This window comes from Streptomyces sp. NBC_01591 (genome assembly GCF_035918155.1).
Taxonomy (GTDB): Bacteria; Actinomycetota; Actinomycetes; order Streptomycetales; family Streptomycetaceae; genus Streptomyces.
On record NZ_CP109327.1, the window covers coordinates 5,481,105 to 5,500,533 of the forward strand.

General features: G+C 70.5%; 17 protein-coding genes. 9 read left to right on the forward strand and 8 right to left on the reverse strand.

Annotation, left to right across the window (positions count from 1 at the left end; all coding sequences use genetic code 11):
* The first annotated feature begins 73 nt into the window (after nt 1-73).
* Together OG978_RS25650 and OG978_RS25655 are read left to right on the forward strand one after the other, a co-directional pair.
* Nucleotides 74-1,897: a phosphoenolpyruvate carboxykinase (GTP) gene (locus OG978_RS25650; protein ID WP_326767450.1), complete on the forward strand. Its 1,824-nt coding sequence runs from the start codon at nt 74-76 to the stop codon at nt 1,895-1,897.
* A 292-nt stretch (nt 1,898-2,189) separates the two neighbouring features.
* A complete protein-coding gene (locus tag OG978_RS25655) occupies nt 2,190-3,929 on the forward strand; it encodes an Ig-like domain repeat protein (RefSeq protein WP_326767451.1) in 1,740 nt (579 codons plus the stop codon).
* Nucleotides 3,930-4,017: 88 nt separating this feature from the next.
* Here OG978_RS25655 and OG978_RS25660 read toward each other — a convergent pair whose 3' ends face one another.
* A complete protein-coding gene (locus OG978_RS25660) occupies nt 4,018-5,079 on the reverse strand; it encodes a hypothetical protein (RefSeq protein WP_326767452.1) in 1,062 nt (353 codons plus the stop codon).
* 292 nt (nt 5,080-5,371) lie between these two features.
* Between OG978_RS25660 and OG978_RS25665 the strand changes: the two genes are divergently transcribed.
* On the forward strand, nt 5,372-6,568 hold the full coding sequence (locus OG978_RS25665) for a tetratricopeptide repeat-containing glycosyltransferase (protein ID WP_326767453.1): 1,197 nt from the start codon (nt 5,372-5,374) through the stop codon (nt 6,566-6,568).
* Between the two features lie 93 nt (nt 6,569-6,661).
* Here OG978_RS25665 and OG978_RS25670 read toward each other — a convergent pair whose 3' ends face one another.
* The 4 genes from OG978_RS25670 to OG978_RS25685 form a co-directional block, all read right to left on the reverse strand.
* Nucleotides 6,662-7,066 (reverse strand): SCO4983 family protein, encoded by a 405-nt coding sequence (locus tag OG978_RS25670; RefSeq protein WP_326767454.1) that lies wholly within the window; start codon nt 7,064-7,066, stop codon nt 6,662-6,664.
* 103 nt (nt 7,067-7,169) lie between these two features.
* Complete coding sequence (locus tag OG978_RS25675) at nt 7,170-8,381, reverse strand: pyridoxal phosphate-dependent aminotransferase (RefSeq protein WP_326767455.1); 1,212 nt, start codon at nt 8,379-8,381, stop codon at nt 7,170-7,172.
* Nucleotides 8,382-8,593: 212 nt separating this feature from the next.
* Complete coding sequence (locus tag OG978_RS25680) at nt 8,594-9,463, reverse strand: arylamine N-acetyltransferase family protein (protein ID WP_326767456.1); 870 nt, start codon at nt 9,461-9,463, stop codon at nt 8,594-8,596.
* Nucleotides 9,464-9,597: 134 nt separating this feature from the next.
* Nucleotides 9,598-9,810: a DUF4287 domain-containing protein gene (locus OG978_RS25685; RefSeq protein ID WP_326767457.1), complete on the reverse strand. Its 213-nt coding sequence runs from the start codon at nt 9,808-9,810 to the stop codon at nt 9,598-9,600.
* Nucleotides 9,811-9,896: 86 nt separating this feature from the next.
* Here OG978_RS25685 and OG978_RS25690 point away from each other — a divergent pair, with 86 nt between their 5' ends.
* The 3 genes from OG978_RS25690 (at nt 9,897) to OG978_RS25700 (ending at nt 12,583) form a co-directional block, all read left to right on the forward strand.
* Nucleotides 9,897-10,568 (forward strand): class I SAM-dependent methyltransferase, encoded by a 672-nt coding sequence (locus OG978_RS25690; RefSeq protein WP_326767458.1) that lies wholly within the window; start codon nt 9,897-9,899, stop codon nt 10,566-10,568.
* 147 nt (nt 10,569-10,715) lie between these two features.
* Nucleotides 10,716-11,582 carry an AraC family transcriptional regulator gene (locus OG978_RS25695; RefSeq protein ID WP_326767459.1) on the forward strand — a complete coding sequence of 289 codons (867 nt, stop codon included), beginning with the start codon at nt 10,716-10,718 and terminating at the stop codon, nt 11,580-11,582.
* A 140-nt stretch (nt 11,583-11,722) separates the two neighbouring features.
* Nucleotides 11,723-12,583, forward strand: a complete 861-nt coding sequence (locus tag OG978_RS25700) for a S1 family peptidase (protein ID WP_326767460.1) — start codon at nt 11,723-11,725, stop codon at nt 12,581-12,583.
* Between the two features lie 91 nt (nt 12,584-12,674).
* Here OG978_RS25700 and OG978_RS25705 read toward each other — a convergent pair whose 3' ends face one another.
* Nucleotides 12,675-13,508, reverse strand: a complete 834-nt coding sequence (locus OG978_RS25705; RefSeq protein ID WP_326767461.1) for a TetR/AcrR family transcriptional regulator C-terminal domain-containing protein — start codon at nt 13,506-13,508, stop codon at nt 12,675-12,677.
* 84 nt (nt 13,509-13,592) lie between these two features.
* On the opposite strand from OG978_RS25705, the gene OG978_RS25710 reads away from it, so the two are divergent.
* Nucleotides 13,593-14,429: a siderophore-interacting protein gene (locus OG978_RS25710; RefSeq protein ID WP_326767462.1), complete on the forward strand. Its 837-nt coding sequence runs from the start codon at nt 13,593-13,595 to the stop codon at nt 14,427-14,429.
* A 13-nt stretch (nt 14,430-14,442) separates the two neighbouring features.
* Here OG978_RS25710 and OG978_RS25715 read toward each other — a convergent pair whose 3' ends face one another.
* Together OG978_RS25715 and OG978_RS25720 are read right to left on the reverse strand one after the other, a co-directional pair.
* Nucleotides 14,443-16,068: an N-acyl-D-amino-acid deacylase family protein gene (locus tag OG978_RS25715; protein WP_326767463.1), complete on the reverse strand. Its 1,626-nt coding sequence runs from the start codon at nt 16,066-16,068 to the stop codon at nt 14,443-14,445.
* Nucleotides 16,069-16,187: 119 nt separating this feature from the next.
* Entirely contained in the window at nt 16,188-17,519 is a 1,332-nt protein-coding gene (locus tag OG978_RS25720) for an alanine racemase (RefSeq protein ID WP_442817746.1), read from the reverse strand.
* 107 nt (nt 17,520-17,626) lie between these two features.
* Between OG978_RS25720 and OG978_RS25725 the strand changes: the two genes are divergently transcribed.
* Together OG978_RS25725 and OG978_RS25730 are read left to right on the forward strand one after the other, a co-directional pair.
* A complete protein-coding gene (locus OG978_RS25725) occupies nt 17,627-18,670 on the forward strand; it encodes a sugar kinase (RefSeq protein ID WP_326767465.1) in 1,044 nt (347 codons plus the stop codon).
* Nucleotides 18,667-19,425: an IclR family transcriptional regulator gene (locus tag OG978_RS25730; protein ID WP_326767466.1), complete on the forward strand. Its 759-nt coding sequence runs from the start codon at nt 18,667-18,669 to the stop codon at nt 19,423-19,425. The genes OG978_RS25725 and OG978_RS25730 overlap by 4 nt, the downstream gene beginning before the upstream one ends.
* The last annotated feature ends 4 nt before the right edge of the window (nt 19,426-19,429 follow it).

Consider the following 19,429-nt stretch of genomic DNA (forward strand, 5'->3'; position numbering starts at 1 on the left):
AAGGGGTAGAAGCATCCGGGTCGCAGCCCCCACGGGGCAACTACCAAACAGACACCCTCATCAAGGAGCGATCGTGGCGCGCGACATCGCGGCTCCCCTCACTGTCCCCACCGACCACCAGGAGCTCATTTCCTGGGTGAACGAGATCGCAGCGATAACCGAGCCGGACCAGGTGGTCTGGTGCGACGGTTCCGAGGCCGAGTACGAGCGCCTGTGCGGGGAGCTCGTGGCCAGGGGCACGTTCACGAAGCTGGACGAGACCAAGCGCCCGAACTCCTACTACGCCGCGTCCGACCCGAGCGATGTCGCCCGCGTCGAGGACCGCACGTTCATCTGCTCCGAGAAGGAGGAGGACGCGGGTCCGACGAACCACTGGAAGGCCCCCGCCGAGATGCGGGCCATCTTTACCGGTGAAAAGGGTGTCTTCCGCGGCTCGATGCGTGGTCGCACGATGTACGTCGTCCCGTTCTGCATGGGCCCCGTCGGCTCCCCGCTCTCCGCGATCGGTGTCGAGATCACCGACTCCGCGTACGTCGCCGTCTCGATGCGCACCATGACGCGCATGGGACAGGCCGTCCTGGACGAGCTCGGCACCGACGGCTTCTTCGTCAAGGCCGTCCACACGCTGGGCGCGCCCCTGGAGGAGGGCCAGGAGGACGTTCCGTGGCCGTGCAACACCACCAAGTACATCTCGCACTTCCCCGAGGACCGCGAGATCTGGTCCTACGGCTCCGGCTACGGCGGCAACGCCCTGCTCGGCAAGAAGTGCTACGCGCTGCGCATCGCCTCCGTCATGGCGCGTGACGAGGGCTGGCTCGCCGAGCACATGCTGATCCTCAAGCTGACCCCGCCGCAGGGCGAGGCGAAGTACGTCGCGGCGGCCTTCCCGTCCGCCTGCGGCAAGACCAACCTCGCCATGCTGGAGCCGACGATCCCCGGCTGGACCGTGGAGACCATCGGCGACGACATCGCCTGGATGCGCTTCGGCGAGGACGGCCAGCTGTACGCGATCAACCCGGAGGCGGGCTTCTTCGGCGTCGCGCCCGGCACCGGCGAGCACACCAACGCCAACGCCATGAAGACCATGTGGGGCAACTCGGTCTTCACCAACGTCGCACTCACCGACGACGGCGACGTGTGGTGGGAGGGCATGACGGAGACCGCTCCGGCCCACCTCACCGACTGGAAGGGCAACGACTGGACGCCCGCGTCCGACACCCCGGCCGCCCACCCCAACGCCCGTTTCACCGTCCCGGCCGGCCAGTGCCCGATCATCGCGCCCGAGTGGGAAGACCCGAAGGGCGTGCCGATCTCGGCCATCCTCTTCGGCGGCCGCCGCGCCTCGGCCGTCCCGCTGGTCACCGAGTCCTTCACCTGGCAGCACGGCGTCTTCCTCGGGGCCAACGTGGCCTCCGAGAAGACCGCCGCAGCCGAGGGCAAGGTCGGCGAGCTGCGCCGCGACCCGTTCGCCATGCTGCCGTTCTGCGGCTACAACATGGGCGACTACATGAACCACTGGGTCAAGGTCGGTGCCGACAAGGACCAGGCCAAGCTCCCGAAGATCTACTACGTGAACTGGTTCCGCAAGAACGACGCGGGCAAGTTCGTGTGGCCCGGCTTCGGCGAGAACAGCCGCGTCCTGAAGTGGATCGTCGAGCGCCTCGAAGGCAAGGCCGAGGGCGTCGAGTCCCCGATCGGCATCCTGCCGGCCAAGGGCTCCCTCGACACCGAGGGCCTGGACCTCTCCGAGTCCGACCTGGACTTCCTGCTCAATGTCGACAAGGAGGTCTGGCGCGAGGAGGCGGCGCTGGTCCCCGAGCACCTCAACACCTTCGGCGACCACACGCCGAAGGAGCTGTGGGACGAGTACCGCGCGCTGGTCGCCCGGCTCGGCTGACGCCCCCCCGGCGCACCCCGCGCGGGTGCGCCCCGCACGCCCCGCGGCCGGGCCTCGGACATCCGCCCTGACCTGTGGGGTCAACAAGCCCGCCGCGGTACGGCCCCCGGAATCCCCTCACGATTCCGGGGGCCGCCCCTTTTCGCGCCCTTCCTGCCCTTCCTGTCCTTTTCGTGAAGAACGGCCAGGCATCGCCCCACTCTTGCGCACATCACCTCCACAAGATTCGATGTTCCTTCACATGTCTCCGGCTCGGTCGGCCGGAGACCAACAGAGCCTGTGGGGGACTCAGTTGAGAAAGCACCAGCACCACGGACGTATCGCGGCCACGCTGGCCGCGCTGACGCTCGGCACCGCGGGGCTCACCGCCCTCGCTCCACCCGCCGCCCTCGCGGCCGACGGCCCGGTGGCCGGTGACACCGTGGCCAAGTTGCCCATCTCGTCGTACTCGGCCATGGTCGTCGACTCGGTGCACGAACGGGTCTACATCACGGACGACCGCCGGGACCGGGTCGCGAACCAGGTCCACGTCTACAACTTCCTGGGCCAGAAGGTGGGTTCGCTGCCCACCGGCACCGCACCGTCCGGGATGGCCCTGAGCGCGGACAGCGGGACGCTCTACGTCTCGCAGTCCTCGGGCATCCTCGCGTTCGACACCGTGACGCAGGAACGCACCAACTTCACCTTCACCGCGGCCGACGTGGGCTGCCCGCGCGATGTCGCCTTCGCGGGCGGCAAGGAGTGGCACACCGAGACGCCGTACTACTCCGGTTGTGACACCGCCACGACCTGGCTGTACGGCGCGAACGGGAGCCAGTCCACGAACACCGGATGGAACGGCGCGGGCCGCCTGCGTCTGACGAGCGGCCCCGAGGTCCCGGACCGCATCGTGATGGCGCAGACCCGCAGCCCCGGCGAGGCCGACCCGTTCCTCACGACGCTCGACGCGAGCGGCGACACGCTCGTGCGCGGACCGGAGCGCCGGTTCGCGGACGCCGAGGGCCAAGGAGCCCTCGACATGAAGGACGTGGCGCAGTCCCCCGACGGCCGGCGGATCGCCGTCGCCGATGCCGCGTACGGCACCCGGCTGCTGGACGCCGCCGACCTGTCCGACGCGCCGGTCGCGTACCAGCCGCTGCCCGAGGGAGCCAAGGCGTCCGCGGTCGCCTTCAGCGGCGACGGCACCTACATGGCCCGGGGCGCCGACGCGACCGGGAGCACGGTCGACCTGCTCGTGCAGCCGGCGGACCCGGCGGCCGGAACGGCTCCGCTGGAATTCGCCTTCGAGGGCGCGCTCGACGGGGACCGGATCGCGCCGCGCGGGCTCGGCTGGTCGAAGGACGGCTCACGCCTGTTCGCCGTCACCGCCAACACGTACGGCAACGAGTTCTGGCTGCATGTCATCCAGCCCCCGGCCGCCCAGTACGACTCCCGCTTCACCGGCGCGCTCTCCACCACCCCGGGACAGCCCGTCGTCGGCGAGCCGGTCGGGATCAGGGGCCGGTTGGAGCTGGACGGGCCCGCGCCCGCCGAGCCGGTCAGGGTGTCGGCGGTACGGCACGACGCGAACGGCGACCGCAAGCTCGCCCCCGTCGAGGTCGACGCCGACGGATCGTTCACCGTCCTCGACGTTCCGTCGCTGGTCGGCGACGCCACCTACACCGTCTCGTTCACCGGTGACATCACCCACCGCCCGGCCGAGGACACCGCACTCACCGTCGCGGTGGCCAAGGCCCCGACCACCATCGCCCTCACGGCCCCGGCGGAGGCGACGAAGAGCGCCGGGCTGACGATCACCGGCACCCTGACCGGTCAGGGGCGCGCGCTCCCCGCCGGGATCACGGTTTCCGTGGTGCGCACCGACCGAAGGGGCACCGGCACACTGACCTCGGCCGCCGTCGCAGCCGACGGCACGTTCACCATCAGCGACCTGCCCCGGGCCACCGGCCAGGTGACGTACGAGGTCGGCTACGCCGGTGACGCCCTGCACAGCGGATCGACGGCGTCGGCGACGGTACGGGTGCGCGTCTGACGAGAGCCGTTCCGCCACGCACGTGTGCCGTGCCCCGATCACCCGGGGCACGGCACACTTCAGAGGGATCCCGACGAGGTCAGGACCACTACTGCATCTTCGCGAGTCCCTTCTCGGCCTCGGCACCACGCAGGACGGTGCCCGGCGTCAGCCCGAGATCGAGGTTGAGCGCGTCCAGGTACTGCTGCGCCGTCTTCTCGCTGCCGGCCGCCTGGTCCGTCGCCTGGTTCGCGTCCGGCGGGTTCTGGGCCACGAACGGTCCGCTCGGCACCTCGTTGAGGGCGAGGGGGTTCCAGGGCACCGGGTTCTCGGGGCTGCCGCAGTCGAGGGTCACCCCGTTGGATACGCACTGGAGCTCGTAGATGAAGCCGTCCACGGTGATCACCTTGAAGTTCGTCACCTGACCCAGGGACGAAATGGTGGCGGCACAGACAGTGGCGGGGTCGGGGTAGCCGGGGTTCTGCTCCGTCGTGGTGAGGTCCTCGAAGTCGTAGGTCCCCGTCTGGGGGTCGTCACGGTGGCCCCCGTACGTGATCCCCTGCGACAGGAAGACGCTGAATTCCTCAGTGCTGTTGGAGAGGATGGAGTCGATGTCCGTGCCGCACCCGCTGGGACCGGTGTCGCCGGTGTCGCCCTTGGGACCGGTGTCGCCGGTGTCGCCCTTGGGACCGCTGGCGCCCGTGGCTCCGGTGGCTCCGGTGGCTCCGGTGGCTCCGGTGGCTCCGGTGGCGCCCGTGGCTCCGGTGCCTCCCGAGGCTCCGGTGGCGCCCGTGGCTCCGGTGTCGCCCTGGGGGCCCTCCGGCCCGGTGTCGCCGGTGTCGCCCTTGGGCCCGGTGTCGCCCTTGGGCCCGGTGGGGCCGGTGGGGCCGGTGGGACCAGGCTTACCCTCCTTGCACTTGTCCTTGTCCTTGCCCTTGTCGGCCTGGACGTCGGGAGCGCCGGCGCGCTTCCCCCCGTCCCTGCACTTGTCGCCGCCCTGCGCGCCCACCGTGGTCACCGTGGCCGAGTGCGAGCTCGCGGTGGCCGCCAGCGCGGGGCTGGCGAAGCCGAGCGTCACGATGGCCAGCGATGCCACCGCACTGCCGGCGAGCCACTTGCTGCGCCGGGGAAGCGGGCCCAGCTCGGATCGGGTCCCGTTTTCAGGACTCATCTGTATTACTCCTTGGGGAAACGATTGGATTCGTCGGAAGCTCCTTCGAGCCTTCTTTGGGATCTTTCGACAGTGCGCGCAACGCGGATGAGCGAAATGCGGATCGATCAACGCAATGGCTCAGCGTAAGGGCCCCATAAGAGATCCATTGGCGTTCCGTTCCTACGCCGGTCGGTGTGCGACCTGGATTATCGGTTTGTGAACGTCCTGCCTGGAGCCGATCAGGCGAATGGCGGCATTGTCTGTCCGTGGTTGTCCCGGGCGGCAATGCGGCGGCGTTATGACTGTGTCCGTGACACGGCTGCATGAATGTGTTGCGCATTCAAGTACCGTTCCATTTCAGCCATTTGGCGCACAGAGTTGGGTGAAACCTGTGAAACCAACAGTCTGTCTGAACATGATCGTCAAGGACGAGGCCCCGGTCATCCGGCGCTGCCTCGAATCCGTTCGCCCTTTGATCGACACCTGGGTCATCCTGGACACGGGGTCGACCGACGGCACCCAGGACGTCATCCGTGACATCTACAGCGATCTGCCCGGCTCCCTGTACGAAAGTCCCTGGAAGGGATACGACGGGAGTCGCAGCGAGGCGATCGATCTGGCACGTGGCGCGGCGGACTATCTGCTGTTCATCGACGCCGACGATCTGATGGAGGTGCAGCCCGGCTTCCGCATGCCCGAGCTGACCCATGACGCCTATCGCGTCGCACTGCACAACGCGCCCATCATCCACTATCGCCCTGCGCTGGTCTCGACCCGGCTGCCCTGGCGTTACGTCGGCGTCCTGCACGAGTACATCGACTGCGGCACGTCGTACAGCCTGGGGACGTTGAAAGGCGCCAACATCCTCTCGGTGGGCGGCGGAGCACGCCTGAGGGGGGAGGGGCAGCGGAAGAAATACCTGCGCGATGCCGAGACCCTTCAGCAGGGTCTGATCAAGGAACCCGACAACTCCCGCTACGTCTTCTACCTCGCCCAGAGCTGGCGCGATGCCGGAGAGCCGGAGAAGTCACTCGCCGCCTACGACCGCCGGGCGGGCATGGGCGGCTTCGCCGAGGAAGTCTTCTGTGCCCATCTCTACGCCGCACGGCGCGCGGTGGAGCTCGACCGGCCGCCGGCCGAGGTGATCGACCGCTACCTTCGCGCGCACGAAAGCCGCCCCTCGCGCGCCGAAGCCCTCGGTGAACTCGCACGCCTGTGCCGCACGAACGGGGAGCGCTGGCCGCTTGCGTACATGTTCGCGCGGCAAGCGGCGCAGATTCCGTACCCGAAGGACATCCTGTTCGTCGAGTCCGAATGGTACGACTGGCGCGCACTCGACGAACTCGCCGTGGCCGCCTACTGGATCGGCGAATACGAGGAGTCGCAGCGCTGCGCCGAACGCCTCCTCAGAAGCGGCAAGCTGCCCCTCGACCAACGCGACCGCGTGGCCCGCAACCTCGAATTTGCGCAGAGCAAGCTGAGCTCGAAGGTACTCGTGGACGCCTGACCGGGGGCCTGACCGGGGGCTGTGCGGGCGGTCGTGTGGGGCAACCGGGTGGCACCCGGTCCACGCGCCTCGACGGCACGTGGACCGGGGCCGTCAGTGGGCGCCGACCAGTCGCGTCGAGGCAGCGGGGGCGGCGGCGAGCGCCGCGGTGTGGGCGTCCATGCGCTCGGCCGCGAGGATCGCGACGGCCGTGTCGGCACGGGACGCGGCCACCACCAGGGCGCGGCCCGCGAGGGCATGGGCGCGGCGGTGCAGCGCCGGTGCGGGTGCGTCGGTCCGGCCGGCGTGCCGGGCGGGCGGCGCGCCGCGCAACCTGGCGACCTGCTCGGCGATGCGGTCGCCCGCCTCTCCGAGGCCCAGCTCGTCGGTGACCGCGAGGAGCGCGGCCAGGTGCCCGGCGAGCTGGATGTCCAGCTCTTCCTCGCGGGAACGGTGCGGGAAGTCGTCGGCGTGGTCGGCCGGTGTGTGGACCGATTTGGTGCGGATCGGTTCGTACATGGATGGCCTCCTGGTGTTGCAGTGGAACCATCCTACCTTGGATTCAGTCTAAAGTTGTCTGCGATCGATTCCTGGTCCCGCGAAATGCCCGTCGGCAGGGGTGCTAGGGCTGGCCGTATCCGTCCAGGAAGTGCGCGATCCGGTTCACCGCGTCCGCCAGGTCCTCGGTCGACGGCAGCGTCACGACCCGGAAGTGGTCGGGCTCCGGCCAGTTGAACCCGGTACCGTGCACGACCATGATCTTCTCGGCCCGCAGCAGATCGAGCACCATCTGCCGGTCGTCCTTGATCTTGTAGACCTTGGGATCGAGGCGCGGGAAGAGGTACAGCGCCCCCTTCGGCTTCACACAGGTCACACCCGGGATCTGCGTCAGCAGGTCGTAAGCCGTATCCCGCTGCTCCAGGATCCGCCCGCCGGGAAGCACCAGGTCGTTGATGGACTGCCGGCCGCCCAGCGCGGTGGCCACGGCGTGCTGCGAGGGCATGTTGGCGCACAGCCGCATATTGGCGAGGATCGTCAGCCCCTCGATGTACGAGGAGGCGTGCGCCTTCGGACCGCAGACCGCCAGCCAACCCGACCGGTAGCCGGCCACCCGGTAGTTCTTGGAGAGCCCGTTGAAGGTGAGCACCATCAGATCGGGCGCGATCGTCGCGGTCGGGGTGTGGGTCGCGCCGTCGTACAGGATCCGGTCGTAGATCTCGTCGGAGCAGACCACCAGGTTGTGGCGCCGGGCGATCTCCGTCAGCCCGCGCAGCATCTCGTCGTCGTACACCGCACCCGTCGGGTTGTTCGGGTTGATGATCACGAGGGCCTTGGTGCGGTCGGTGATCTTCCGCTCGATGTCGGCGAGGTCCGGCATCCAGTCGGACTGCTCGTCGCACCGGTAGTGCACGGCCGTGCCGCCGGCCAGCGACACCGAAGCGGTCCACAGCGGATAGTCCGGAGCCGGTACGAGGACCTCGTCGCCGTCGTCGAGCAGCGCCTGCATCGACATCTGGATCAGCTCGGAGACGCCGTTGCCCAGGTAGATGTCCTCGACATCGAGGTCGATCCCCTTGGTCTGGTAGTGCTGCATCACCGCCCGCCGCGCGGACAGCAGCCCCTTCGCGTCGCCGTAGCCGTGCGCCCCGGAGAGGTTGCGCAGTATGTCCTCGAGAATCTCGGGCGGGCACTCGAAGCCGAATGCGGCAGGGTTGCCGGTATTCAGCTTGAGGATGCGGTGACCGGCTGCTTCCAGCCGCATCGCCTCCTCGAGCACGGGGCCCCGGATTTCGTAACAGACGTTGGCGAGCTTCGTGGACTGGATGACCTGCATGTCTGGGAGCTTACGACCGCGTTGCGCCTGTTGCCCGGACTTTCCCTTCCGGTTGCCCCACCCGGGTAACCCTGCCCTCCCGCCCCGTCTTCCATAGCCATGCGCCCACTGCCCGGGACCGTGGGAACGCCGGGCGTGGACGGGGGCGGGGCTTCGAATCCGGTGGAATTCAGGCGTGACGGACGCCGACGGGTGAGATGCGCCACGGCGCTTCACGGCTCCCGCTGCTCCGGCAGCCGGGTGCCCGAGGGGAGGTGGATGCCGAAGTCGGCCGCCAGTACGCGCAGCACCTCGGCCCCGTCCGCCAGCTCCCGTTCCTCGCGGGTGCCGTCCGGTGCCGTGATCGCGAGGGTGCGGCCGGTCAGCGACAGGTGGGCGTCGGGGGTGGTGCGCTGGACGTACACCTGGTGCTTGAACGGGGAGCGCGGGTTGGTCGCGATGTGCCAGTTGATCACCTCGTAGTCCGGCGCCTCGAAGGGCTCCAGCGTGAAGGCGTACTGGGGCTCCCACATCCCGTCGGCGGTGTACGTCTCGAGCTCCCACTGCTCCAGCGGCCCGTCGTGCGGGGTGTTCACGAGCCGGTGGCGGCGCGGAGTGTCGTGCAGTTCGGCGTCGGCGACCAGCGGGATCGGCTCCAGCAGCGCACCGCGGGAGCCGAAGCCGACATCCGCCAGATACGGGGTCGGCTCGCCCGGCACCTCGGCCAGCATCAGCATGTGTGTGCGCGGCCGGATGTCCCCGGGCCCGGCTCCCACCACGACCCGCGCGCAGAGCAGCGTGATTCTGAAGCCCAGCGCGGTCAACGCGGCGGCGAGCAGCGTGTTGTGCTCGTAGCAGTACCCGCCGCGCCCACCGCGTACGAGCTTCGCCTCCAGGTCCGCGAGCGCGAGCGAGGGTGCCCTGCCCAGTACGGGGTCCAGGTTCTCGAACGGGATGCCCAGCGAGTGTGCCCGGTGCACGGAGCGCAGTACGTCGGCGGTGGGCCGACGCTCCCCGGTCCAGCCGATGCGGGCGAGATAGGCGTCGAGGTCGAGGCCGGGAACGGGGCGGGGGCCGTGATCGGCGGCGCGGTCGGAGGTCATGTGCCGACCGTACGCAACCGGGGCGGTGGACCGCCTGGGGCGGGAGGCGTGACGGTCCTGGTCCTCGGGTCCTGGTCCGAGGTCCTGACGGGCGGTGGGGCACCGACCTCGGGAGGCCCTGACGGGCGGTGGGGTTACTTGTTCTTGTCCTCGGCGAGGGTGTGCGCGACCAGCGCGTTGGCGTGGCCGTGCCCCAGGCCGTGCTCGGCCTTGAGCCAGCCGACGATCTCCATGTGCTTGGTCAGCGGCGAGGACCGGATCAGGTCCTTCCACTTTGCGATCGGACGGCCGTACTGCTTCTCGATCGAGGGGAAATAGCCGGCGGGACCCTTCACGGCATCAGTCATGGCGGCAGTCTGCCAGCCGGGTACGACAGTCACCCTCCCCAGAACTCGCATGACGTGCCGGGCGCCCCCGCCGTAGGGTCCCGGCCATGGACTGGCAGGCGTGGCACGACGCATACGATGCGCCCGATTCGTGGTTGGCGCGGCGGCTGCGGGCCGTCGAGGACCGGATCCGGGACGCCCTGGACACCGCACCCCCCGGGCCGCTGCGGGCGATCAGCGTGTGCGCCGGCCAGGGACGCGACCTCGTCGGTGTGCTGGCGGACCACCCCCGGCGCGACGACCTCCGGGCCCGACTGGTGGAGCTTGACCCCGGAAACACCGCGCTGGCAAGGGAGTTGGCCCGCAATGCAGGGCTTACGCAGGTGGATGTGGTGACAGGCGACGCCTCGCTCATCGATCACTACCTCGATCTGGCACCGGCCGATCTCGTGCTGGTCTGCGGTGTGTTCGGCAACATCGTCGACGCCGACATCGAGCGCACCATCGACACTTGCACCCGGCTGTGCAGGCCCGGCGGCACCGTCGTCTGGACGCGGAACCGCGCCGCGCCCGACCGGGTGCCGCTGGTCTGTGGCTGGTTCGAGGAGCGCGGCTTCGAGCGACAGTGGCTGTCCGAACCGGACGCGGGGTACGGCGTCGGTGCACACCGCTTCACCGGTGAGCCGCGCGAACTCGCGTCGGGGCACCGGATGTTCGACTTCGTCGGGTACGACGTGCTCAAGGCTGCGCGGGCGGACGGCCGGGCCGCGAGGCACTGAGGCACCGCACCGTACCGCACCGAACCGGCCCGCTTCGGCGCACCGCCGCGACCGACCCGGCCGACCAGACCGATCCGGGCACAGAGTGTCGGGTGGGCCGGGGTGCACTCTTCCTAACGTGAGTGTCCGTAAGGGAAGGAGGCCGGGGTGCTGGAGAAGCTGAACCAGGCCATGGAGTACATCGAGTGTCGTCTCGACCAGCGGATCGAACCGGCCGAGCTGGCCCGGATCGCCATGACGTCGGAGTACCACTTCCGGCGGATGTTCTCCGCGCTGGCCGGGATGCCGCTGTCGGAGTACGTCCGGCGCAGGCGGCTGACGCTCGCGGGCGCCGAGGTGCTGAATGGGGAGCGGACGCTGCTGGAGGTCGCCGTGCGTTACGGCTACTCCTCGGGCGAGGCGTTCGCCCGGGCGTTCCGTGCCATGCACGGCGTCGGTCCGGGCGAGGCCCGGCGGGCCGGTGCGGTTCTGCGGTCCCAGCCCCGGATGTCCTTCCGTCTCGTGGTCGAAGGGAGCAGCAGCATGGAGTACCGGATCGTGACGAAGGAAGAGTTCCGTGTGGTGGGCAAGAAGGCGCGGGTTCCCCTCGTGCACGAGGGGGTCAACCCGGCCATCGCCGAGTTCATCCGGGGCATCGACAAGGAGACCGTGGCGCGCATCGCGGCGCTGTCCGATCAGCAGCCCGAGGGCATCGTCCAGGTGAGCGACAACCTCGCGGAGAACCGTGCGGAGGGGACCGAACTCGACTATTACCACGCCGTGGTGACGGGTGCGGAGGCGCCCGATGGCCTGGATGTGCTGGTGGTCGCGGCGGGCACCTGGGCCGTCTTCGAGAACTCCGGGCCCTTCCCCGAGGCGCTCCAGTACCTGTGGCGGGACGTGTTCACCCAGTGGTTCCCGTCCAATCCGTACCGGAGCAGGCCCGGTCCCGAGATCCTGCGGGTCCGGCCGTCACCGGTCGCGGGGGAGAGCGCGGCGGAGCTGTGGATCCCGGTGGAGCCGGACGCCGCCTGACAGCCCTGGGCCTGACGGCTTGAAACCGCCCCTTGTGGGGACCCCTCCAGTGCGCCAACATGCGCATGTCAAATCCGAAGGGAACTTCGGTGGGCAGGGGCCATCAGGACCCTGCCCAGGTCACTTGAGGGGACCCCCACATGAAGAAGCCTCTCGTCGGTGCGCTGTTCGCTGTCCTGCTCCTCGGGGCAGGCGTCGCGCCCGCAACCGCGTCAACCGGCCACGAAGCGGCGGCGCCCAGCACGGTCAAGGAGAAGGCCAGGCCCAAGGCGGTCAACTTCGCCGGGACCGTGGCGCTCAGCAACTGTTCCGGCTCCGTCGTCCGCACCCCCGACTCCCAGCCCGACGACCCCGCGCTCGTGCTCTCCAACGGGCACTGCATGGAGACGGGATTCCCGGGCCCCGGTGAGGTCGTGTTCGACCAGCCGTCCACCCGTAGCTTCACCCTGCTGAACGCCTCGGGCAGCGGCGTCGGCACCCTGCGGGCCAGCAAGATCGCGTACGGGACGATGACCGACACCGACATATCGGTGTACGAACTCACCAGCACCTACGCCGAGATCGAGGGCGACTACGGCATCAAGGCGCTGGAGCTCAACACCGCGCACCCGGTCCAGGGCACCGCGATCACCGTCGTGTCCGGCTACTGGAAGCGCACGTACTCCTGCAACGTCGACGGCTTCGTCTACCGCCTCAAGGAAGGGGAGTGGACCTGGAAGGACTCGGTCCGCTACACCTCCGCCTGCCAGACCATCGGCGGTACGTCCGGCTCCCCGGTGATCGACAACGCGACCGGCAAGGTCGTCGCCGTCAACAACACCGGAAACGAGGACGGCCAGGAGTGCACGGACAACAACCCGTGCGAGGTCGACGAGGACGGCAATGTGACGGTGCGCGAGGGCATCAACTACGCCCAGGAGACGTACGGCATCGTGCCGTGCATCGGCACCGGCAACAAGTTCGACCTCGACCGTGCGGGGTGTGCCCTGCCCAAGCCGTGACAGGTCACGGCTGTTGAACCCGTCGCCGCCGCGATGCCCGACACCGGGCATCGCGGCGGCGACGCGTGTTTCACGGTTCGCGGTTCGCGGTTCATGGCGTCGTCGTGCGGCCGATCGCCGTCTCGATCCCGTCGAGCAGTACCCCGAGACCGACGTCGAACATCTCCCGGGCCTCTCGCTCCAGGTACGGCACCGCCTCCTCGCCGGGAGCCGACGCCGACGCCGACGCCGGTGGCTGCGGGGCGGACCCGGTCTCCATCGCCATCAGGCTCGGATAGCGGTCCGCGAAGTCGGGCGCCACCTCGCCCAGCAGTGCCGAGCGGGCCAACCACCACTCCTCGTCGGATTCGCCCGTCGCCGCCGCGGCCTGCCGCGCCTCGGCGACCGTGCCGGCGCAGCCGCGAACGAAGTGGGACAGCGTGCCGACCAGCCGCCGCAGCAGGTGCGCTTCGAGGCCGGTCGCGGTCAGCAGGCGTACGAGGGTGTCCAGCCCCGCGTACTCGTGCGGGCCGAGGACCGGGCGGGCCTGGGAGACCTGGAGCACCCAGGGGTGGCGGAGGTGGAATTCGAGTGTGTCCCGCGCCCAATCGGTCAGCCCTGCCCGCCAGTTGCCGGTGCCTTCGTACTCCGTGGTCAGCTCGGCGTGGACCGCGTCGTACATCAGGTCCAGCAGCTCGCCCTTGCTGGGGACGTAGGTGTAGAGCGCCATCGCGGTACGGCCGAGCCGCTCGCCCACCGCGCGCATCGAGAGCGCGGCCATGCCGTCCTCGTCCGCGACGGCGATCGCGGCGGTCACGATCGCGTCGACGCTCAGCCCCGGTCTGGGGCCGGGACCGGGGCGCCGGCCCCGCTGCTCGGGCCGGTCGGCGCGCCACAGCAGGGACATCGAACGGCGGGCGTCGCCCTGTCCGGCAAAGACCACCACTTGCGACTCCTTACGCCGTAAAGTAACTTCGCCCGGGTAATTCCTTACGGCATAAACTATCAGTCGGAGAGGGCGGGAGCCGCGATGGGGCAGGCGTTGACCGTGTCGTACGTACGGGTCGTCGGCGTGGAGCGGATCACTCCGCGGACGGCACGGGTCACCTTCACCGGGGACGCGCTGGCGGAGCTGATGGAGGACCGGCCCGACCAGCAGATGAAGCTCTGCTTCCCGAGGGAGGGGCAGGGGGTGCCCCGGCTGCCGGAGCCGGACGCCGACGACACGTACGGCATGCGGTGGTACGAGGCGTACCTCGCGATCCCCGAGCCCGAACGTCCGCTGATGCGGAGCTTCACCGTTCGCGCGTACGACCGTGGACCGGACGTGATGACGGTCGACTTCGTGCTGCATGGCGACGAAGGGCCCGCCGCCCGCTGGGGCCGGGGCGCGCGACCCGGCGATGTGCTCGGCATGGTCGGCCCGTCGTCGCTGTACGCCCGGCCGCTGCCCGCCGCCGACTGGCTGCTGCTGGCCGGCGACGAGACGGCGCTCCCCGCGATCGGGACCCTGCTGGAGTCCCTGCCGGCCGGGGCGCGGGCGCTCGCCTGGGTCGAGGTCGCCGACGCGGCGGAGGAGCAGCCGCTCGGCTCGCCCGGTGACGTGGCCGTCCACTGGGTGCACCGGGACCGGGGCGGGTCGTTGCCCGACGCGGTGCGGGCGGCCCGGCTGCCCGCCGGGCCCGGGGCCGCGTGGCTGGCCGGTGAGGCCGGGGCGGTGCGGGCCCTGCGCCGCCATCTGGTCGAGGAGCGCGGGCTGCCCAGGGCGGCCGTGGAGTTCAGCGGCTACTGGCGGCGCAGCCTCACCCAGGACGACGCCCCGACCGAGGAGGACCTGGCCTGGGCGAAGGAGCAGGCGGGGGAGTGAGGGCCGGGATGCGCTACCCGGCAGCGCGCCCCGTTCCCCGGACGGACCGGCCCGCCAGTTCCTGGGTCCGGCGGCCGTCCTCGATGACGAAGCGGCCGTCGATCAGTACGTGCGGGATGCCGACCGGCAACGTACGCGGCTCAGCGAACGTGGAGCCCGCCGCCACCGTCCCCGGGTCGAAGAGGACCAGGTCGGCCCGGTAGCCCTCGCGGACGTACCCGCGGTCGGTCAGGCGCAGCCGCCGCGCCGGGCGCGAGGTGAGGTGGGTGACGCACTCCTCCAGCGACAGGGTGCCCAACTCCCGTACGTAACGGCCGAGATACTGCGGGAACGTGCCGTAGGCGCGCGGGTGCGGCTTGTCGCCCTGGAGGATGCCGTCGCTGCCTCCGGTGTGGACCCGGTGGCGCATGATCTGCCGCACGTTCTCCTCGTGGCCCACGTGCTGGAGGATCGTGGAGCCGAGCCGGTCCTCGACGAGGAGCCTGCGCGCGGTCACCCAGGGCGCCTCGCCGCGCAGCCGGGCGGACTCGGCCACCGTGCGTCCCACATGGTCGGCGAGAGCGGGCACGCCGACCCCGGAGATCTCGATCGTGTCCCACTCGATCGGCACGCCGTGGCAGCCGTCCGAGCCCAGTACCTCCATGTGGTGCCGGATCCGTTCCGCCGTCGCGTCGTCCGCGAGCCGGGTGAGCACCGACTCGGGGCCGCCCTCGCCCGCCCAGCTCGGCAGCATCGCGACGAGGGTCGTGCAGCCGGGGGTGTACGGGTAGGTGTCGAGGGAGATGTCGGCGCCCGCGTCGAGGGCGTGGTCGAGCAGGGCGAGCAGATCGGGGGCCTTGCCCTTGTTCACGCCGAAGTTCATGGTGGCGTGGGCGAGATGGAGGGCGCAGCCCGCGTTCCTGGTGAGCTGCACCATCTCCTCGTACGCGCCGAGCGCGCCCGCCCCGTACGAGCGGTGGTGCGGGCAGTAGTAGCCGTTGTGCTCGGCCACCACCCGGCACAGTTCGGTGAGTTCGGCGTCGTTCGCGTACATGCCGGGGGTGTACGTGAGCCCGGAGGACATGCCGACCGCGCCTTCCGCCATGCCCTGGGCGACGAGTTCCTTCATCCGGGTCAGCTCGGCCTCGGTGGCGGGGCGGTCCTCCCAGCCCACCGCGTACATCCGGACCGTGCCCTGCGGGATGAGGTAGGCGGCGTTGACCGCGATGCCCCGGCCGTCGAAGTTGCGGTCCAGCCGGTCGAGGTATTCGCCGACCGTGCGCCAGTCGAAGTCGATGTCGTCGCCGTTGCCGTTCCAGCCGGTGATGGACCGGCGGACCTCGGCGAGTGTCCGGTCGTCGACCGGGGCGTACGACAGGCCGTCCTGACCGAGGACTTCGAGCGTGACGCCCTGCGCGGCCTTGGCGCTGTGGTCCGGATCGCGGAGCAGCGCGAGATCGCTGTGCGCGTGCATGTCGATGAAGCCGGGCGAGAGGGCGAGCCCGTCGGCGTCGAGCGTGCGGCGGGCGGAGGGGCGCGGGCCGGGGGAGCCCTCGGGGCGGATCTCGGCGATCCGGCCGTCGGCGATGGCCACATCGGCACGGTGACCGGGGCTGCCGGTGCCGTCGACGACATGGGCGTTGCGGATGACCAGGTCCATGGGGGCTCCAATTCAAGCCCCTTCGGCGATTGAGGAGCGGGGGTCCGGGGGCGGAGCCCCCGGTTACGGGAAGGGGCGGGGAGGGGAAAAGCCCCGCAGGGCAGCTCCCCCCGCAGGCATCAGAAGAAGGTGCGGATGTAGTCCGTGACCGTCCCATCCGCCGTGACCAGCGGAATCAGCTGCCACTTGTCGAAGCTCGTGCACGGATGCGACAGGCCCATCCCCACCCAGTCACCGACCTCCAGCTCCGCGCCCGGCTCCGTACGCACCCACGTGTGCTGGTCCGACAGACCGCTGACCGAGATACCCGCCGCGGGCCGGACCGCGCCGTCCCGGCCGGACCGCACGACCTGCGCCTTGGGCAGGTCGAGGTCGTACGCCGCGTCCCGCTTCCCCGCGTTGAGGAACGCCTGCTCGGCCGACGGGCGCGACACGACCTGCGCCCACAGCCGGAAGGCGGGCTGCAGCGTCCCCTCCTCCGGCACCCGGTTGAACGGGGTCAGATGGCGGTAGTGGCCGTCGTCGTGCGAGACGTACGCCCCCGAGCGCAGCAGCTTCAGCACCGGCGCGGAGAGCTCCGGGAGCTCCGCGAACACTTCCGCCACCGCGTCGAACCACGCACTGCCGCCCGCACTGATCACGATCTGCTCGCCGGACGCCGCGAAGCGCCCCGTGAGGTCGAAGTCGACGGCCAGCGCGACGAGCCGGCGCAGCCACTCCCGTACCCGCTCGCCGGACGCGTCCGGCACCTCGCCCTCGTAACCGGCCACGCCCACCAGGCGCAGGGTCCCGGTCGCCGCCACCGCGTCGGCCACCGCCGCGCACTCGGCCTCGGTACGGACGCCGGTGCGCGCACCCTCGCCCGCGCCCAGTTCCACCACGACGTCGACGGCGCGGGAGGCGCCCGCCGCGCGCAGCGCCTCGTCCATCAGCTCCACGCCGCGCACCGAGTCGACGTAGCAGATGAAGCGGAACTCCGGGTCGGAGTCCAGCTCGCCGGAGAGCCAGCGCAGGGCCGCGGCGTCGACGAGCTCGTTGGCGAGGAAGATCCGCCGGATTCCGTACGCCCGGTAGACCCGCGCCTGGTGCGGCACGGCCGCGGTGATGCCCCAGGCGCCGTACTCCAGCTGGCGGGCGAAGAGCTGCGGGGACATGGAGGTCTTGCCGTGCGGGGCGAACGCGAGCCGGTGGCGCTCCGCGTACGTCTCCAGGAGGGCGAGGTTGTGCTCGACCGACTCGGCGGACAGGGCGAGCACCGGGGTGGTGAAGCCGCCCGTGAAGAGGTTGCGCCGCTCGGCGGCGAGGGCGCCGACGGTCAGGCCCTCCGCGTCGGGCGGGAGCGCCTTGAAGCGGTGGTCGACCAGCTCGTCGGCGAGTCCGGACACAGGACGGTCGGCGGCCAAGGGGGCCTCCTCGATCGAAGTCGTCGTTGCATCATGTGCAACACCCATTGCGTATATCGCTTAACGCTGTCTAACATCCGAGCCGACGCCGGGTCAATGGCGTGCAACCCCCGCCACGCCCCGAACCGCATCACCGAACCCGCGAGGAGCCCCGAGTGTCCGGAACCCCGGCCAGGACCGCCGACGCCGCCACGGCCGCCGAAGTCGTCTGCCTCGGCGAGTCCATGGTGACGTTCCTGCCGTCGCAGCCCGGACGCCTCGCCGACGTACCCTCCTTCGGCCGCGGCATCGGCGGCGCCGAGTCCAATGTCGCCTGCGCGCTGGCCGCCGCCGGGCACCGGGCGGCCTGGGTCAGCCGGGTCGGCGAGGACGGCTTCGGCGACCACCTCGTCGAGGCGATCGCCGGCTACGGGGTCGACACCTCCGGCGTGCGGCGCGATCCGTCGCGCCCCACCGGGATCTACTTCCGCACCGCGACCGACCGGGCCGCCGATGTGCACGAGGTCGCCTACTACCGGGCCGGGTCCGCCGCGTCCGCGATGTCCCCGCGGAACATCCCGTACGGGACGCTGCCCGCGACCCGGGTCCTGCACCTGTCCGGCATCACCGCGGCGCTCTCCGCCGACTGCCTGGCCCTGCTCCACGACCTCACCGCGCCCCGGCCGGGCCGCCCGCTGCTCTCCTTCGACGTCAACCACCGGCCGGGCCTGTGGCGCGACGCCGCCGCGTCCCCCGAGGTGCTCCTCGACCTGGCCCGCCGCAGCGACCTGGTCTTCGTCGGCGAGGACGAGGCGGAGGAGGCATGGGGGGTGACGGGCGCGGAGGCGATCCGCGCGGCGCTGCCGGAGCCGTCCGTACTGGTCGTGAAGCGGGGATCCGACGGAGCGACGGTCTTCTCCGGGGCCGAGAGCGTCACCACCGTCCCCGCCCTCCGCGTGGATGTCGTCGCCCCCGTCGGCGCGGGCGACGCCTTCGCCGCCGGGTTCCTCTCCGCGACCCTGCGCGACCTCCCCGTACGCGACCGCGTCCGGCACGGACACCTCATGGCCGCCGCCGTCCTCACCGTTCCCGGCGACCTCACCGTCCCACCGGCCCGCGCTCACGCCGACTCCTTTGCCGCACTGGACGACGACGCCTGGGGGAGACTTCGTCTCGGCCCCGGGTGGACGGGGGACGACCAGGAGGTACGTACGACATGAGTCAGACCGTCGACCGGGCGCTGAGCATCCTGCCGCTGCTCGCCCAGGGGCCCGCAGACCTCGGCCAGGTCGCCGAGCGGCTCGGCGTCCACAAGTCCACGGCGCTGCGCCTGCTCCGTACACTCCACGAACACGGACTCGTCTACCGCCAGCAGGACCAGCGCTACCGCCTCGGCGCCCGCCTCTTCGCCCTTGCGCAGGAGGCCGTCGAGAACCTCGACGTACGGGAGATCGCCCACCCCCACCTCGTCGAACTCAACGAGAGCTGCGGTCACACCGTGCATCTCGCGGTGTACGAGGAGCAGGAGGTCCTCTACATCGACAAGGTCGAGAGCCGCTACCCGGTCAGGATGTACTCGCGGATCGGCAAGCCCGTCGCGATCACCGTCGCCGCCGTCGCGAAGCTGCTCCTCGCCGACCTCTCCGAGCCCGAACGGCGCGCCGTCGCCGAGAAGCTCGACTACCCCATGTACACGTCCCGTTCGACCCCGAACGCCGGCGCCTTCCTCAAGGAACTCACCGTCGTCCGCGAACAGGGCTGGGCCACCGACCTCGGCGGCCACGAGGAGTCGATCAACTGCATCGGCGCCCCCATCCGAGGGGCGGACGGGCGGGTCGTCGCCGCGATGTCGGTCTCCGCACCCAATGTCGTCGTCACGGCCGAGGAACTCCTCACCCTGCTCCCGCTGGTGCGCCGCACCGCCGACTCCATCAGCCGGGAGTACTCCGGCACCACCCGACCCAAGAAAGCCTGAACAG